Genomic DNA, 14,853 nt, shown 5'->3' with positions numbered 1-14,853 from the left:
ATGCCAGCGGCGACCAGGGCCAGTCCCCCAGGACTGGCCCCTTTCTTTTTATCGTTTAGAATACTTTGACAGCATGGCCACACCCGCTGGCCGTGCCGTGCTTTTTTTGATGGGAAAACTCCATTGGTACAACGCATACTCCAGCCAGGCGAAATCGAAGGCCTGGACCATAACGCGATTCCTCGCCTGCTGCTGCCGCAGCCTGGCAGCCTGTTTACGGCGCGCGCCTTGCGCTTGCGCGAGCTGGCGCAGGGCAAGATCAAGGGCATCCCCGTCGATGCGGGCATGCAGGGCTACCTGGTGCTGATGGCCGCGCTGGCCGATGCGCAGGCTGCCGTTGTCGCCAGGCTGGCGCCCGGCGCCGTGCCTGCCGCCGATCCCGACGCGCTGCGCCGCGCGATCCAGCACCGCATGCCGGTGCTGCCCGTCAGCGGTGCCCGTCCACCCGTCTGGCGCGACATTTTTGCCAGCCTGCTCGATGAACTGGCTGCCACGGCGGCCAGCCAGCCGGCCTTGTCCGGCGGCCTGACGCAGGTGCTGGCCCAGCTGCGCGCGCTTGACGCGCCAGCGCTGGACGCCTGCGCCGATGCCGTGCTCGACGAAAACGGCGACCACCTCAATCCCATGCATGCGCCGTTTGTCGCCGCCGCCCTGCAAATCCTGTGGTCGGTATCGGCCAGCGAACTGCGCGCCGCGCGCGTGCCGGACCTGGAAACGGGGACCTTGTGCCCCGTCTGCGGTTCGCACCCGGTCGCCAGCGTGATCCGCATTGGCGGCCAGTCGCAAGGCTACCGCTACCTGCACTGCGGCATTTGCGAAAGCGAATGGCACATGGTGCGCGTGAAATGCTCGACCTGCGAACAGAATGGCAAGATCGCCTATCAGGGCCTGGATGCGGCCGACGCCGCGCCGTTCGACCCGGTGACGGCGAAGGACGACAAATTGCCGAACAAGGCGAATGACCCGAAAAAAGTGGCGCGCGCGGAAACCTGCGACGATTGCCATACCTACCGCAAGGTCTTCAACCAGGAGCACGACTACAACGTCGAACCGCTGGCCGACGACCTGGCCAGCCTGATGCTCGACCTGCTGGTGGACGAGGCGGGCTACCAGCGCGCCAGCGGCAATCCGCTGCTGTGGCTGGGCAAGAGCGCGGAACAGCAGTCATGACGACGGGGCAAACCGTGCGCCTGCCATCGGTAGACCGCATACTGGGCGACGCGGCTTGCCTGGAACTGATCGCGCAATATGGCCGCGTGCAGACCCTGGCCTGCGCGCGCGCCGTGCTGGCCGAACTGCGCACCGCCATGCTGGCGGGCGCAGGGTTTGGTGAATGCGGCGAGGAGGGCGCATCGATCGCCGCCATCGTCGCGCAAGCGGGTGAACGCCTGCAAGCGCAGTCGCGCTCGCATTTGCGCGCCGTCTTCAACCTGACGGGCACGGTGCTGCACACCAACCTGGGCCGGGCACTGCTGCCTGACGCCGCCGTGCAAGCCGTGGTGGAAGCGCTGCAGTGGCCGATGAACCTGGAATTCGACCTGGAAACGGGCAAGCGGGGCGACCGCGACGACCTGGTCGAGGAACTGCTGCGCGAACTGACGGGGGCCGAAGCGGCCACCATCGTCAACAACAACGCGGCCGCCGTGCTGCTAATGCTCAACACGCTGGCGCAGGGCAGGGAAGTGATCGTCTCGCGTGGCGAACTGGTGGAAATCGGCGGCGCCTTCCGCATCCCCGACGTCATGACGCGCGCCGGCGCCGTGCTGCGCGAAGTGGGCAGCACCAACCGCACGCACCTGGCCGATTACGAGCATGGCATCAGCGAACATACGGCCCTGCTGATGAAGGTCCATTGCAGCAATTACGCGATTACCGGTTTCACCAAAAGCGTGGAGCTCGACACGCTGGTGCCCCTGGCGGCGCAGCGCGCGATTCCCACGGCCGTGGACCTGGGCAGCGGCACCCTCGTCGACCTGGCCCAGTATGGCTTGCCGCATGAAACCACGGTGCGCGAAACTATAGAAGCGGGCGCCGACCTGGTGACCTTCAGCGGCGACAAATTGCTCGGTGGTCCGCAGTGCGGCGTCATCGTCGGGCGCGCCGACCTGATCGCGAAGATCAAGCGCAACCCCCTGAAACGCGCGCTGCGGGTCGGCAAACTGACCCTGGCGGCCCTGGAACCGGTGCTGCAGCTGTACCGCGCGCCGGATTTGCTGGCCGAGCGCCTGACCACCTTGCGGCTGCTGACGCGTCCCGCGGCCGGCATGCGCGAGCAGGCCGGCGAGCTGCTGCCGCGGCTGCAGCTGGCGCTGGGCGCCGCCTACGTGGTGACGGCCGAAGCGATGAAAAGCCAGATCGGCAGCGGCGCCTTGCCCGTCGACCAGCTGCCCAGCTTTGGCCTGGCCATTCGCAGCGCGCCTGGTTCGCGCCTGAGCAATCCGCTGGGCGTGCTGGAGCAGCGCCTGCGCGCCTTGCCGCGCCCCGTGATCGGGCGCATCGGCCAGGATGCCTTATGGCTCGACCTGCGCTGCCTGGAAGCGGCGCACGAGACGGCCTTCATTGCGCAGCTCGCCGAGTTGACGGCATGATCGTCGGCACCGCGGGCCATATCGACCATGGCAAGACGACACTCACGCGCGCGCTGACGGGCGTCCACACGGACCGCCTGAAGGAAGAGCAGGCGCGCGGCATTTCCATCGAACTGGGCTACGCCTACCTGCCGCTGCCGGACGGCACGGTGCTGGGCGTGATCGACGTGCCCGGCCACGAAAAATTCATCCGCACCATGGCCTCCGGCGTGACAGGCATCGACTTCGCGCTGCTGGTGGTGGCGGCCGATGATGGCATCATGCCGCAGACGCACGAGCACCTGGCGATTTTGCAGCTGCTGGGCGTGACGCGCGGCGCCGTGGCGCTGACCAAGATCGACCGCGTCGACAGCGCCCGCGTGGCGCAGGTGGAGGCCGACATCGAGGCACTGCTGCAAGGCACGCCGCTGGCCGGCAGTCCCATCTTCCCGACGGCCGCCAGCGTGGACAACGATCCCGGCGTGGCTGCCCTGCTCGCCCATCTGACGCAGGTGTCGCGCGGCCTGCCACAACGCGATGAGCGGCGTTTGTTCCGCCTCGGCGTGGACCGCGTGTTTACCTTGTCGGGGCAAGGCACGGTAGTCACCGGCACGGCGCTGGCGGGCATGGCGGCAACGGGCGATACCCTGCAGCTGGTACCCGGCGATGCGCAGGCGCGCGTGCGCAGCATCCACGCGCAGAACCGCGCGGCGGAAACGGGCATGGCGGGCCAGCGCCTGGCGCTGAACCTGGCCGGCATCGCCCGCGAGCGCATCGAGCGCGGCAACTGGGTCGTCGCACCGGCGCTGGCGCAGTGTTCCGAGCGCCTCGATGTGACCCTGACCCTGCTGCCCGACGCGGGCGTGCACCTGAAAGCCTGGTCGCCGCTGCACGTGCACCTGGGCGCCGCGCACCAGCTGGCGCGCGCCGTCATGCTCGATGGCGAGACGCTGTCGCCGGGCCAGACGGGCAGGGTGCAGCTCGTGTTCGACGCGCCCATGCATGGCGTGCCGGGCGACCGTTTCGTCGTGCGCAATGCGCAAGCCACGCAGACGGTGGGCGGCGGCATGGTGCTCGACCCGTTCGGTCCCGCGCGCAAGCGCCGCAGTCCGGCCCGGCTGGCCTGGCTCGATGCCCTGGCCGCGTTTGTATCGCAGGGCGACACGGCGGCCCTGCTGGCGCAAAGCCCGCTGGGCTTGCGCGCATCCCTGCTGGTGCGCCTGTCGCTGCTGCCGGCGGCCGCCATCGCGCTGCCGCCCGACACGCGGCGCATCGGCCTGCGCGGCGATGACGCCCTGCTGCTGGCGCCGGCGGCCCTGGCCGCACTGGAGCAGCGCGTGCTGGCCGCATTGGCAGCCTTCCACGCGCGTGCGCCCGACGAGGCGGGGCCGGAACTGTGGCGCCTGAAACGCATCGTCGACGCCGAGATGGAAGACGCCTTGTGGAGCCACGTGATCGAGGGTTTGCTGGCGCAGGGGGCAGTGCAGGCGCGCGGCGCCAGCCTGCACCTGCCGACGCACAGCGTGGAACTGACGCCGCAGGAGCAGGCGGCGGCCGCGCCGATGCTGGCGGCGCTGGAGCAGGGACGCTTCGATCCGCCATGGACGCGCGATCTGGCGCGCGACTTCGGCCTGGCCGAGGACGAAGCGCGCCGGCTGCTGCGCAAGCTGGCGAAGGCGGGCCAGATCAGCCAGGTGGTGCACGACCTGTTCTATCATCCGTCGGCGCTGGCCGAGCTGGCGCAACTGGTACGCACCCTGGCCGAAAAAGCGGAGCGGGATGAGGGCTTGCCGCCCGGTTCCGGCGCCGTCGGTGCGGCCGCGTTCCGCGACGCAAGCGGGCTGGGCCGCAAGCGGGCGATCCAGGTCTTGGAATTTTTTGACCGCGTCGGTTATACTCGCCGTGTTGGCAATGGGCATTTGTTACGCCCGCAAGCATTATGGTCCTACACGACTGCCTTGCCCAACAGTTAGCCCAGGCACCGCGGAAAGCACACTCATCCGGTGATGTGGCCGGGCTTCAAACCCGGTGGAGGGCGTCAGACGTTCTCCCGTAGGTTCGACTCCTACTGTTTTCCGCCACTCAATTTCCCCACTTATCGTCCTGCCGCATGGCGCGCCTGCCGGCGTTGGCGCCTTGCCACGTTGCTCAACAATAATGATGTAATCAAGGCGATTTGGCGATGGCGGGCCAGGGCCGATGGTAACATCGTACCCGGTACCCTGTGGCAGAAGAAAGCAAGCATGAAACAAGCAAGCATGGCACGGTTGCTGGCAGCGGCGCTGCTGATGCCGGCGCTGGCCGCGGCGGCGGACGTGCGCATCGTCGGCGAGCATTTGCCGCCATCGAGCATGATGGACGGCAATGTTGTCGTCGGACGAGAAACGCGCAAGGTGCGCGAGATCATGGCGCGCGCCGGCATCCGCTATACCATCGAGCTGCTGCCGTGGAAACGCGCGTATGCGCAGGCCCTGTCGGCGGCCGACACCTGCATTTTTTCCACCTCGCGCACACAGGAGCGCGAAGCGCAGTTCCGCTGGATCGGTCCCCTCAATGAAGCGCAATGGGTGCTGTACGGCCTGGCCGAGCGGCACCTGGCGCTGCGCACGCTGGCCGATGCGCGCGGCCTGGTGATCGGCACGGTGCTTGGCGATGCGCGCGACGACTACCTGCGCCAACACGGCATGGAGGTGGCGCCCGTCACGCAGGAGTGGCTCAATCCGCAAAAGCTGCTGCTGGGGCGTATCGACCTGTGGGCTGTCGGCATGGCCGTGGGCAGCAAGCCGTTTGCCGGCAAGGCGTGGGAGCACAAGGTGGTGCCGCTGCTGGAGTTCAACCGCGTGCAGACCTACCTGGCCTGCAACAGGCAAATGCCCGAGGCGCAGGCCGCAGCCATGCAGCGCGCGGCGGCAGCCATGCGGCGCGACGGCAGCATGGCGCGCGAACAGCTGCGCTAGTTGCGCAAGCTGCGCCGCTTCAGCTTTCCAGCCACTGGCGCACGCAGTTGCGTCCTTCGCGCTTGGCCTGATACAGCGCCTGGTCGGCATGGCTGTAGGCCGTTTCAAACGCCGTGCCTGCGCGGTTCCAGCTCAGGCCCACGCTGACGGTGATGGCGCGCGTGATGGGCGCCGCATGGCGCTGGCGGCCGACCGTGTCGCAGATGCGCTGCGCGACGTGGGCCGCGTCGTCGCGCGAACGCGTGGGCCAGACCACGGAAAACTCTTCGCCGCCAACCCTGCCAATGGCCGTTTCCTGTCCCAGCAATCCTTTCAGGCAGTCGACCACGGCCTGGATCACCCCGTCGCCGGCCGGGTGGCCGAAGTCGTCGTTGACCTGCTTGAACAGGTCGATATCGAGCACGATCAGGGCCATGTCGCCCTGTTCCAGGCAGCGCGAGGCATGGTCGATGACGGCGCCGCGGTTCAGCGCGCCCGTCAGCGGATCGTGCGTGGCGCGATATTCGAGCTGGCCGGCCAGGGTTTGCAACTGCCGGTTCAGCACATGCATGTCGCGCTCGGCGCGGTCGCTGCGGCCGATCAGGCGTCGCGTCTCGCGCATCAGCCGTTCGTAGTGGATGATCAGTTCACCGAGCACGCGGCGCTGTTCCTCGCCAGGCGCGCCGGCATCGGCGTGCATGCGGCGCGCGGCAGCCAGCGCCGCCGCTTCCACGGTGAACAGGTCGGGCTGCACTTCGGCTTCGGAGAGGGCGGCGCGCATGTCTTAATTGCCGCTCACGGCGTGATCCTGGAAGTCCAGCGCCGTGAAATCCTGCTGCAGTTCCTGGCCGAATTCCAGGATGGTGTCGTCGTCCTCGTCGTGGTACCAGTTCAGGCGCACCTGGTTGCCGTCGATGGCCGCCTGGTTGAGGGTATCGAAGAAGGTAAACAGCATCTTCGTGCTGGAGCTGTTGAAATAGGCCAGCGAGACGTTCACGGTGATGGCGGCGTCGCTGCAGCCTTCCAGGTAGGCGCGCACGGCGGCGATCAGCGGGCCATAGAAGGCGGCTGCGTTTTCCGGATACGACTCGCCCTTGATCGACAGCGCATGCTGCTCGAAGCGGAAGTCGATTTCGGGCGAACTGGGGGTCGCGGCGATGAACAGTGGTGGCGGTAATTGCATATGCTTTCCTGAGTCGGCTCTTTTAAATGATGGCTTTGATGCAGAAGATGGTGTGGCCCGGCTCCTGGGGATCCTGGACGAATTCGAATTCCAGCGGCTCGCTGGCGTCGCGCGCCATGGTGAGAAAACCCAGGCCCGCGCCCTTGCTGTCGGCGGGCGCTTCCTCGCGCAGGGCCTTTTTATAGGCCAGGCGGATTTCCTCCATCGTCATGGTATGCAGCGGTTCCAGGCGGGCGCGGATCTGCGCCACGTTGTCGGTCGAGACGGGATTCGCGCACAGCAGGAAAAAGCTGTCGCCGCGCGTGCCGATGCAAAACGAGCCGCGCCGCATCTGCTGGTCCAGCTGGGCGTCGGGCGTCAGGCTGTCAGCCGAATAATGCATGATGTTTTGCGACATCTCGATGAACGAAGAGAAAATGCGCCGCCGCGTCGGACCGGCCGCGCCGGCCGTGTCCAGGCGCGCCTTGATGGTTTCGGAAATGGCGCTGACCACGTGCTGCGAAAAATAGCCCACGTAAAAAAAGATGATGTTGCGCTTGCGGGCCACATCCCAAAACTCGTTGAATTCTTCGTACAGCACGTCCGTGCTCCTGGCTGGCCGGTTGCCCGGCGGGTTATCGTGGATGGCTGCCGCCTGTGGCTACAGGCGGAAACAGAAAAAGGTCAGGTCATCGCGGCGCGGCTGCCTGCCTTGCCAGGCGGCGCTGTCCTGCAGCAGCGCGGCCGCCACATCGCGGGCCGGCGCATCGCGCTGCGCCAGCAATTGTTCGCGCATGCGCCGCTTGCCGTAGGCGATGTCGCGCGCGCCGCCGATCTGGTCGAGCAAGCCGTCGGTGGTGATGAACAGCAGGCTCCCCGCCGGTGCGTCCAGCGTTGCGTTGTGCCAGCAGTAGCCGGCCGGCGTATCGACATAGCCGACGCCCATGCGCGCGCCATCGATGGCGCGCACGCCATCCTCGCCCGGCGCCACCACGTGCAGCGCCAGTTTCGCCCCCGCGAAACGCAGGCTGGCGCTGGCCGCGTCGTAGCACAAAAAAGCGCAGTCCATGCCGTCGTTCGAGCCGGCGTGGCCGGTGGCATCGCCGCTGCTGGCGCCGTCCTGGCCCAGCAAGGTCTTGATGGCGCGGCTGACGGCGCCGATCAGGGCGGCAGGATCGTGTGGCCCCCGTTCGCGCAGGGCCTGGCTTAGTGCGGACGAGGCGATCAGGGTCATGAAGGCGCCCGGCACGCCGTGGCCGGTGCAGTCGGCGATGGCGGCGAACCAGCCGCCCGCATGGCGCTCGAAAAAGTAGAAGTCGCCGCCGACGACGTCGCGCGGCTGCCATTCCAGGTGCGCGTCGGGCAGGGTGGCGCGCAGTTCCGCATCGGAGGTACGCAGCAGGGCGCGCTGGATCACGCTGGCGTAGTCGATGCTGTGCATTATCTGCCGGTTCTTCTCTGCCTGCATGGTGGCCACCACGTTCATCAGCTGCAAGCCGAAACCCACGCCGGCCAGTGCGCCATCGTCAGTGATGATGAAGCCGTCGGCCAGGGCCTTTTCGCCCGCTTCGACGGCGCGGAAGGTGAGGTCTTCGATGCTCATGGCGCCATCGACGATCAGCGGCTCCTTGTCCATGAAGGCGATGCAGCTCTTCTTGCCATACACCTCGTGGTAGAAGGGCTTGGACATCTGCGACATGAAGATGTTGCGGCTGATCAGGCCGATGGGCCGCTGCTGCTCGGTGACGGGCAGGCTCATCATGTCGCGGCGTTCCGTAAACAGTTCCAGCACGGCGAAATTGCTGGCGTCGGCCTGCACGGATTCCGTCGGGATGCACAGGTCAGCCGCCACGGACGAGCGAAAACGGGGAAGATGCAATCGAGAAGCGTTGAACTCCACAGCGGCTACCTTTACATGACGAGCGGACCCTTGTTGTCGCTACGGCAAGGCGGCTGACAAACAGGCAATATCATCATGGTAGCCACGGATTGTGACGGCTTGATTACCAGCTTGCCAAAAGCGTATGCAAGATGGCTGCATGGCAAGCTGTTGCCACTCTTACAGATGGCGCGCCAGCGTCCGTGCCTGCGCCAGCCAGCGCTCGCGCTGCTGCTCGGTGGAGTCGATCATGGGACCAAAGCTGGCCACCTTGACGGGCTTGACGCCGCAAAACTCCAGGGTCGTCTTGCGCAGCTGGTGGATGCCGGGCATGTGGTAGACCCAGCGGAAATACCAGGGCGGCGTATCCATCGACACCAGCAGCTGGGCCGTGCGGCCCTTCAGCAGCTGCGCCGGGAAAGCCTTGCCCGGACGGTACTTGAAGGCAAAGCCGGGCAGGAAGACGCGGTCGACAAAACCCTTCAACAGAGCCGGCGCGCCGCCCCACCAGATGGGGTAGGCGAACACCAGGTGTTCGGCCCAGGTGATGGCTTCCTGCGCGGCCAGCAAGTCCGCTTCCAGCGGCTGCACCTGGCGGTAGCCTTCATGCAGGTTCTGGTCGAAGTCCAGCTGGCCCAGGCGCAGTTCGCGCACCGTGTGGCCCTGGGCGCGCGCGGACGCGGCATAGGCGTCGGCCAGGGCGGCGCAGAAACTCTCGCTGGACGGGTGGCCGAGGAGTATCAATATGCGCTTGGAGGGAGTCTTGGTCATGATGCAGGCTATCCATTAAAGAAGAGCTTGCATGCTAAAGCCTGCCCCTGGGGGCAGAGTCAAGCGATCGCTGCGTGCTGCAGGCTCAGGCGGCAGCTTGCAGGCGCTGGCGCGTCAGGCAGTCGAGGATTTCCGCGTCGATCTCGCCCAGCTCGGCGTCGAGCCGGCGCAGGCGGGCGATGTCGTCCTGCAGCTGCGCGCGCTTGGCGGCGATGTGCTGCGACAGGGCGGCCCAGTCCGTATTGTCGCCGGCCAGGATGGGCAGCAGTTCGGCCAGGCGAAAGCCCAGGGTCTGCGCCTGGCGTATCAGTTTGACTTGCGCCAGGTCTTGCTGCGTGTAGACGCGGTAGGCGCCCGCGCGGCGCACGTCGCCAAGCAAGCCCAGCGCTTCATAATGGCGCAAGGCCTTGGGCGAGGTGCCCGCCAGGCGGGCGATTTCTCCGATGTACATGCTGGTCCTTGTCTTTTATCGAGCGGCGGCGCACGCAGTGTAGCGCAGGCGGGCGGGCCGGCGCTACCTTGCACGCCGACTCAGGACGGCTTGCGCGGCGGCACTTTCTTCGCCGTGCAGTCGGCGCAGGTGCCGTACAGCGACAATGCGTGCTCGTGCAGCACGAAGCCGCGCTCGGCGGCGATCTCGTTCTGGCGCAACTCGATGCCTTCGTCGACGAATTCATCGACCTTGCCGCAGCCCGTGCAGACCAGGTGGTCGTGGTGCTGGCCTTCGTTCAGTTCGAACACGGCATGGCCCGATTCGAAATGCCGGCGAAACAGGATGCCCGCTTCCGCAAACTGCATCAGCACGCGGTAAATGGTGGCCAGGCCCACGTCGATTTTTTCGGCCAGCAAAAGTTTATACACATCGTCCGCACTCAGGTGCTTGATGGTGCCTTCTTGAAACAGCTGCAGAATCCGCAGGCGGGGGATGGTCACTTTCAAGCCCGATTCACGCAGTTCCCTCAATATATCCATGTCTCCCAGTCCTTTTTGTGATCGCCCGAGCGCACGCCTGGACGTGTGCCTGTGGGCGCCTGTCTGTAATTCCGCATTATATCGCAAATGATAATCATTACTATTCTCATGTGCGGAGTGGAAATATTATGCCGCGTGGCGGCCTGCGCAAACAGTGACATCGGCGCAATGTCTGATTGCACGGCGTGCATCTGACCCGCGCTTGCCATGCAAGCGCATGGAAAATCCAATACGAAATCGCTACACTGTGCAGCATGCAATAACAATGGAGCAGGCATGGACCGATTTGATGCGATGCGCATTTTTACGCGCATTGTCGAGTTGCGCAGCTTTACCCAGGCGGCGCATGATCTCGGCTACCCGAAGGCCACCGTCACGCACGCGATCAAGCAGCTTGAAGCGCGCCTGCACGTGCGCCTCTTGCAGCGGACCACGCGGCAGGTCACGCCGACGCTCGATGGCGACGCGTATTACCAGCGCTGCGTGCGCCTGCTGGCGGACCTGGAAGAGACGGAATCCGTGTTCACCTCGGCGGCGCGGCAGCCGGCAGGCAAGTTGCGCGTCGACCTGCACGCCACCCTGGCCATGCATTTCGTCATGCCCGTGCTGGACCAGTTCTGCGCCCGCCACCCGCTGATCGAGCTGGAGATCGGCATGGGCGACCGCCTGGTGGATCTGGTGCGCGAAGGCGTCGACTGCGTGCTGCGCGTAGGCGAGCTCGGCGATTCGAGCATGGTGGCGCGCCGGGTAGCGCTGCTGGAGCAAATGACCTGCGCCAGCCCTGCCTACCTGGCCGCGCACGGCACGCCGCGCACCCTGGCCGAACTGGCAGGCCACCGCGCCGTGAACTTCTTTTCCGCCCAGACGGGCAAGACCTGGCCCTTCGATTTCAAGGCGGGCGGGCAAGTGCACAGCGTGCTGCTGCCCGGCACGGTGTCCGTCAACAACGCGGACGCCTACCAAGCCTGCTGCCGCGCCGGCATGGGCCTGATCCAGGCGCCGCGCTACCACCTGGAGCAGGCGCTGGCGGCAGGCGAACTGGTGGAAGTGCTGGCCGATCTGCGCCCCGATCCCGTACCCGTTTCCGTGCTGTACCCGCACCTCCGGCAATTGTCGCCGCGCGTGCGCGTGTTTGCCGACTGGGTGGCGGGCCTGTTCGCCCAGGCGGCGTGATTTTGCAGTGCCGCATTTTCTTGATCTGGGCGAAGGAAAAAATCCCTCTTTCGATGCCATCTAGCACTATTTGATGTGGATCAAAGTTTTTGTTGCGCTGCACTCTTAGACTTCGCAGCGTTACTTAACGACAGAGGGAAATAAAATGAAAAAGTCCGCAACTGCAGCAGCAATCGTCTTGGCCGCCATTGGCGCATTCGCCGGCAACGCAATGGCACAGGAAAGCCCATGGCTGGTCCGTGCGCGCGCCGTGCATATCGATCCGGCCAACAAATCTGCTCCTGTTGGTGGCGTCGGCGCATCCGACCTTATTCACGTCAGCAGCAAGACGATTCCTGAAATCGATATCTCGTACTTCTTTACCCCGAATATCGCTGCCGAGCTGATCCTGACGTATCCGCAAAAACATGACGTCACCTTGTCGGGCACGAAGATCGGCAGCTTCAAGCATCTGCCGCCGACCCTGTCGCTGCAATACCACTTCATGCCTGAAAAACAGTTCAGCCCTTACGTGGGTGCGGGCATCAACTACACGAATATCTCGGACGTGAAATTGCTGAACGGCGCTGGCCGCCTGGAACATGACAGCTGGGGCTACTCGCTGCAAGCGGGTGTCGATTACAAGCTCGATAAAAACTGGTCGCTGAACTTCGACATCAAGAAAGTGCAGATCCGCAGCGACGTCTTCATCGGCGGCGCCAAGGCCAGCGAAGTCAAGGTGGATCCACTCTTGATCGGTGTCGGTGTCGGCTATCGTTTCTAAGCATAGCGTGATGGCGCCGAGGTGGCGCGCAGCATGAAAAAAGGACGGCTATGCCGTCCTTTTTACGTTTCAGGCGCGCCGATTATTTTTTCAGCGTCTTTTCCAGCGCCAGCTGGTAGTCCGTCTTTTCATAGCCGGCCAGGTATTTGTTGGTCGCGTCGAGGAAGGCGCGCGAACGGTAGGCCGCTTCAAGGTCCTTGACCCATGGCTTGCCCTTGTCGGCCGTGCGGATGGCCACCAGGTTGATGTAGCTGTCCGAGATCTTTTCCACGGCCAGGGCCGAGGTCAGCTTCATGCCGGCCGCCAGGGCGAAGTTGCCGTTGACGAAAGCGTAGTCGGCGTCGGCCAGCGAACGTGGCAGCTGCGCCGCTTCCAGCGGCACCAGTTTTAGCTTCTTCGGGTTGTCCAGCACGTCGCGTTCGGATGCGCGCAGCGGGTCGACGTTCGGTTTCAGCTTGATCCAGCCCATCTTGGCCAGCATCACCAGCGCGCGCGCCTGGTTGGTCGGGTCGTTCGGCATGGTGATGGTGGCGCCGTTCTTCACGTCGGCCAGGGACTTCTGCTTGCCGCCGTACAGGCCGATAGGCATGGTCGGCACGGTGATCAGGGGGCTCAGTGGCAGCTTGTTATCGGTGGCGAACTTGGTCAGATAAACGATGTGCTGGAATACATTGGCGTCCAGCGAGCCTTCGGCCAGCGCATAGTTCGGCTGCACGTAGTCGTTGAATTCCACGATCTTGACCTTGTAGCCCTGTTTTTCCAGGATAGGCTTGATGCCCAGCTTGAGCTGGTCCGAGTAGGGGCCGGAGCTGGTGCCGATGACGAGTTCTTTCGGGTCCTTGGCGTGGGCGGCGGTGGCGAAGGCCAGGCTGGCGGCGGCCAGCAGCAGGTTGCGGCGTAGGTGGTTCATGAATGTCCTTGTTTCTGAATATGAATTAGCGTTTGTCGAGGTGCTTGGCGATGCGCGTGCCGGCGAACTGGATGGTTTGCACCAGCACGATCAGGATGGCCACGGTGGCGACCATGATGTCCGTCTCGAAGCGGTAGTAGCCGTAGCGGATGGCCAGGTCGCCGATACCGCCGCCGCCCACCACGCCGGCCACTGCCGAATACGACAGGAAGCTGATCGACAGCACGGTCAGGGCCAGCACTAGGCCGGAACGCGCTTCCACCAGCAGCACGCGGAAGATGATCTGCATTTCCGAGGCGCCCATGGCGTGCGCCGCCTCGATCACGCCGCGCGGCACTTCGCGCAGGTTCTGTTCCACCAGGCGCGCCAGGTAGGGAATGGCGGCGAACGACAGCGGCACGGCAGCGGCCAGCGGGCCGATCGAGGTGCCCGCGATGATGCGCGTAAACGGCGTCAGGGCCACCAGCAAAATGATGAAGGGGAAGCTGCGCACGGTATTGACCAGCCAGCCGAGGATCATCGACAGCGGGCGGTTTTCCAGCGACTGGCCTTCCGAGACGAGGAACAGCAAAATGCCCAGCGGGCCGCCGATCAGGATGGCGGCCGTAAGACCTATGCCCAGCATCGTCATGGTCTGGCCCAGCGCCACCCAGATTTCCGGCAGCAGGTTGATGACGTTATTGATCGATTCTTCAAACATGTGTTGCATCCTTCCATGCGGTGGCTTCAAACGCCTCGGTGCCGTAATAAGCCAGCTCGCGTCCCAGCGCCGTCTTGCGCGGGGTGGTAGTGTCGCTCAGGTCAAATTGTTCGGCGATGGCGCCTTTTTCCACGACGGCCACGCGGTTGCAGATGGCGCCCAGCACCGACAGCTCATGGCTGACGATGACGATGGTCACGCCAAGGCGCGCATTGATGTCGCGCAGGGTGTCGAGCAGGGCGCGCGTGGTTTCCGCGTCCAGCGCGGACGTCGGCTCGTCGCACAGCAGCACGTCGGGGTGGCTGGCCAGGGCGCGGGCGATCGCCACGCGCTGTTTCTGCCCGCCCGACAACTGCGCCGGATAGCTGTGCAGCTTGTCGGACAGGCCGACGAGCGCCAGGCATTCCTCGACGCGCGCGGCGATCTGCTCGCCCTTGGCCGTGCCATGGATTTTCAGGGGGAAGGCGACATTGTCGAAGACGCTGGCGTTTTGCAGCAGGTTGAATTGCTGGAAAATCATGCCGATGTTCTGGCGCGCGTCGCGCAATTCGCGTTTGCCCAGGCTGGTCAGCTCGCGGCCGGCCACCGTGATGGTGCCACTGTCCGGGCGTTCGAGCAGGTTGATCAGGCGCAGCAAGGTCGATTTGCCGGCGCCGCTCTTGCCGATCAGGCCGAAAATATCACCGGGATAGACTTCCAGCGTGACCGATTTGACCGCGTGGAATTGTTCGCCTTTGGGCAGCGCAAAGGTCTTGTTTGCGCCATCGATGCGAATCACCGGCGTACGGTGTGGTGTGGTCATGCAGTGTTTCCTTTTTTATTGGACCGTTTCAGGCATGTTTCAGGGGCCAAATCGCCCAGCCTGTAACGTCGGTTGCGTAGTATACCTCCGATCGTGTTATTACTCCTACGACAGAATCTTGCTTTGAATATGCAAATAATGTCTATGCGGGCATTTTCAAGTTGAAAAAGCGGGAAAGCGGGAATTTTGCCGAATTAAATCGTGCCGCAAGGGCGGCG

Annotated in this window: 16 protein-coding genes and 1 tRNA gene; 7 read left to right on the top strand and 10 right to left on the bottom strand. The window is 64.7% G+C overall.

The features are described from left to right. The first annotated feature begins 123 nt into the window (after positions 1 to 123). From fdhE to ACQ4WR_RS19100, 5 genes are all read left to right on the top strand, one after another. Positions 124 to 1,170, top strand: a complete 1,047-nt coding sequence (gene fdhE, locus ACQ4WR_RS19120) for a formate dehydrogenase accessory protein FdhE (protein ID WP_436489237.1) — start codon at positions 124 to 126, stop codon at positions 1,168 to 1,170. After that, positions 1,167 to 2,588, top strand: coding sequence for an L-seryl-tRNA(Sec) selenium transferase (selA, locus tag ACQ4WR_RS19115; RefSeq protein WP_436489235.1), 1,422 nt, complete (start codon positions 1,167 to 1,169; stop codon positions 2,586 to 2,588). The genes fdhE and selA overlap by 4 nt, the downstream gene beginning before the upstream one ends. Next, entirely contained in the window at positions 2,585 to 4,540 is a 1,956-nt protein-coding gene (selB, locus tag ACQ4WR_RS19110) for a selenocysteine-specific translation elongation factor (RefSeq protein ID WP_436489233.1), read from the top strand. The genes selA and selB overlap by 4 nt, the downstream gene beginning before the upstream one ends. A 12-nt stretch (positions 4,541 to 4,552) precedes the next feature. Next, positions 4,553 to 4,648, top strand: a tRNA-Sec gene (locus tag ACQ4WR_RS19105). A 162-nt stretch (positions 4,649 to 4,810) separates the two neighbouring features. After that, positions 4,811 to 5,524: a substrate-binding periplasmic protein gene (locus ACQ4WR_RS19100; RefSeq protein WP_436489232.1), complete on the top strand. Its 714-nt coding sequence runs from the start codon at positions 4,811 to 4,813 to the stop codon at positions 5,522 to 5,524. A gap of 19 nt (positions 5,525 to 5,543) precedes the next feature. Here ACQ4WR_RS19100 and ACQ4WR_RS19095 read toward each other — a convergent pair whose 3' ends face one another. From ACQ4WR_RS19095 to fur, 7 genes are all read right to left on the bottom strand, one after another. After that, the gene (locus tag ACQ4WR_RS19095) at positions 5,544 to 6,284 is read right to left on the bottom strand and encodes a GGDEF domain-containing protein (protein ID WP_102298241.1); all 741 of its coding nucleotides are present in this window, start codon (positions 6,282 to 6,284) and stop codon (positions 5,544 to 5,546) included. Positions 6,285 to 6,287: 3 nt separating this feature from the next. Then, complete coding sequence (locus tag ACQ4WR_RS19090) at positions 6,288 to 6,686, bottom strand: DUF1987 domain-containing protein (RefSeq protein ID WP_102298245.1); 399 nt, start codon at positions 6,684 to 6,686, stop codon at positions 6,288 to 6,290. A gap of 22 nt (positions 6,687 to 6,708) precedes the next feature. Then, on the bottom strand, positions 6,709 to 7,266 hold the full coding sequence (locus ACQ4WR_RS19085; protein WP_071076508.1) for a SiaB family protein kinase: 558 nt from the start codon (positions 7,264 to 7,266) through the stop codon (positions 6,709 to 6,711). A 60-nt stretch (positions 7,267 to 7,326) separates the two neighbouring features. Then, entirely contained in the window at positions 7,327 to 8,544 is a 1,218-nt protein-coding gene (locus ACQ4WR_RS19080; protein ID WP_436489229.1) for a SpoIIE family protein phosphatase, read from the bottom strand. A 180-nt stretch (positions 8,545 to 8,724) separates the two neighbouring features. Further along, a complete protein-coding gene (locus tag ACQ4WR_RS19075; protein ID WP_436489227.1) occupies positions 8,725 to 9,315 on the bottom strand; it encodes an NAD(P)H-dependent oxidoreductase in 591 nt (196 codons plus the stop codon). Between the two features lie 85 nt (positions 9,316 to 9,400). Then, on the bottom strand, positions 9,401 to 9,766 hold the full coding sequence (locus tag ACQ4WR_RS19070) for a MerR family transcriptional regulator (protein ID WP_436489225.1): 366 nt from the start codon (positions 9,764 to 9,766) through the stop codon (positions 9,401 to 9,403). An 80-nt stretch (positions 9,767 to 9,846) separates the two neighbouring features. Continuing rightward, entirely contained in the window at positions 9,847 to 10,287 is a 441-nt protein-coding gene (fur, locus tag ACQ4WR_RS19065) for a ferric iron uptake transcriptional regulator (protein ID WP_092794635.1), read from the bottom strand. A gap of 276 nt (positions 10,288 to 10,563) precedes the next feature. On the opposite strand from fur, the gene ACQ4WR_RS19060 reads away from it, so the two are divergent. Together ACQ4WR_RS19060 and ACQ4WR_RS19055 are read left to right on the top strand one after the other, a co-directional pair. Continuing rightward, the gene (locus ACQ4WR_RS19060; RefSeq protein WP_436489223.1) at positions 10,564 to 11,460 is read left to right on the top strand and encodes a LysR family transcriptional regulator; all 897 of its coding nucleotides are present in this window, start codon (positions 10,564 to 10,566) and stop codon (positions 11,458 to 11,460) included. 145 nt (positions 11,461 to 11,605) lie between these two features. Continuing rightward, positions 11,606 to 12,223, top strand: a complete 618-nt coding sequence (locus ACQ4WR_RS19055; RefSeq protein WP_436489221.1) for an OmpW/AlkL family protein — start codon at positions 11,606 to 11,608, stop codon at positions 12,221 to 12,223. Positions 12,224 to 12,305: 82 nt separating this feature from the next. Here ACQ4WR_RS19055 and ACQ4WR_RS19050 read toward each other — a convergent pair whose 3' ends face one another. From ACQ4WR_RS19050 to ACQ4WR_RS19040, 3 genes are read right to left on the bottom strand one after another with little or no spacing between them, the layout of a single operon-like run. Next, entirely contained in the window at positions 12,306 to 13,133 is an 828-nt protein-coding gene (locus ACQ4WR_RS19050; RefSeq protein WP_436489219.1) for a MetQ/NlpA family ABC transporter substrate-binding protein, read from the bottom strand. A 25-nt stretch (positions 13,134 to 13,158) separates the two neighbouring features. Continuing rightward, the gene (locus ACQ4WR_RS19045) at positions 13,159 to 13,833 is read right to left on the bottom strand and encodes a methionine ABC transporter permease (RefSeq protein ID WP_436489217.1); all 675 of its coding nucleotides are present in this window, start codon (positions 13,831 to 13,833) and stop codon (positions 13,159 to 13,161) included. After that, positions 13,826 to 14,635, bottom strand: coding sequence for a methionine ABC transporter ATP-binding protein (locus ACQ4WR_RS19040; protein WP_436489215.1), 810 nt, complete (start codon positions 14,633 to 14,635; stop codon positions 13,826 to 13,828). The genes ACQ4WR_RS19045 and ACQ4WR_RS19040 overlap by 8 nt, the downstream gene beginning before the upstream one ends. Between the last annotated feature and the right edge of the window lie 218 nt (positions 14,636 to 14,853).

The organism is Janthinobacterium amylolyticum (genome assembly GCF_051380655.1).
Lineage (GTDB): Bacteria > Pseudomonadota > Gammaproteobacteria > Burkholderiales > Burkholderiaceae_D > Janthinobacterium.
The sequence above is the reverse complement of the archived record's forward strand: the minus strand, read 5'-3'. Positions and strand labels throughout refer to the sequence as shown.

What these genes read in the sequence shown, in the direction of transcription:
- selA (WP_436489235.1), top strand. Translation starts at nt 1,167, where the DNA reads ATGACGACGGGGCAAACCGTGCGCCTGCCATCGGTAGACCGCATACTG.
- selB (WP_436489233.1), top strand. Translation starts at nt 2,585, where the DNA reads ATGATCGTCGGCACCGCGGGCCATATCGACCATGGCAAGACGACACTC.
- ACQ4WR_RS19100 (WP_436489232.1), top strand. Translation starts at nt 4,811, where the DNA reads ATGAAACAAGCAAGCATGGCACGGTTGCTGGCAGCGGCGCTGCTGATG.
- ACQ4WR_RS19095 (WP_102298241.1), bottom strand. Translation starts at nt 6,284, where the DNA reads ATGCGCGCCGCCCTCTCCGAAGCCGAAGTGCAGCCCGACCTGTTCACC.
- ACQ4WR_RS19090 (WP_102298245.1), bottom strand. Translation starts at nt 6,686, where the DNA reads ATGCAATTACCGCCACCACTGTTCATCGCCGCGACCCCCAGTTCGCCC.
- ACQ4WR_RS19075 (WP_436489227.1), bottom strand. Translation starts at nt 9,315, where the DNA reads ATGACCAAGACTCCCTCCAAGCGCATATTGATACTCCTCGGCCACCCG.
- ACQ4WR_RS19070 (WP_436489225.1), bottom strand. Translation starts at nt 9,766, where the DNA reads ATGTACATCGGAGAAATCGCCCGCCTGGCGGGCACCTCGCCCAAGGCC.
- fur (WP_092794635.1), bottom strand. Translation starts at nt 10,287, where the DNA reads ATGGATATATTGAGGGAACTGCGTGAATCGGGCTTGAAAGTGACCATC.
- ACQ4WR_RS19060 (WP_436489223.1), top strand. Translation starts at nt 10,564, where the DNA reads ATGGACCGATTTGATGCGATGCGCATTTTTACGCGCATTGTCGAGTTG.
- ACQ4WR_RS19055 (WP_436489221.1), top strand. Translation starts at nt 11,606, where the DNA reads ATGAAAAAGTCCGCAACTGCAGCAGCAATCGTCTTGGCCGCCATTGGC.
- ACQ4WR_RS19050 (WP_436489219.1), bottom strand. Translation starts at nt 13,133, where the DNA reads ATGAACCACCTACGCCGCAACCTGCTGCTGGCCGCCGCCAGCCTGGCC.
- ACQ4WR_RS19045 (WP_436489217.1), bottom strand. Translation starts at nt 13,833, where the DNA reads ATGTTTGAAGAATCGATCAATAACGTCATCAACCTGCTGCCGGAAATC.
- ACQ4WR_RS19040 (WP_436489215.1), bottom strand. Translation starts at nt 14,635, where the DNA reads ATGACCACACCACACCGTACGCCGGTGATTCGCATCGATGGCGCAAAC.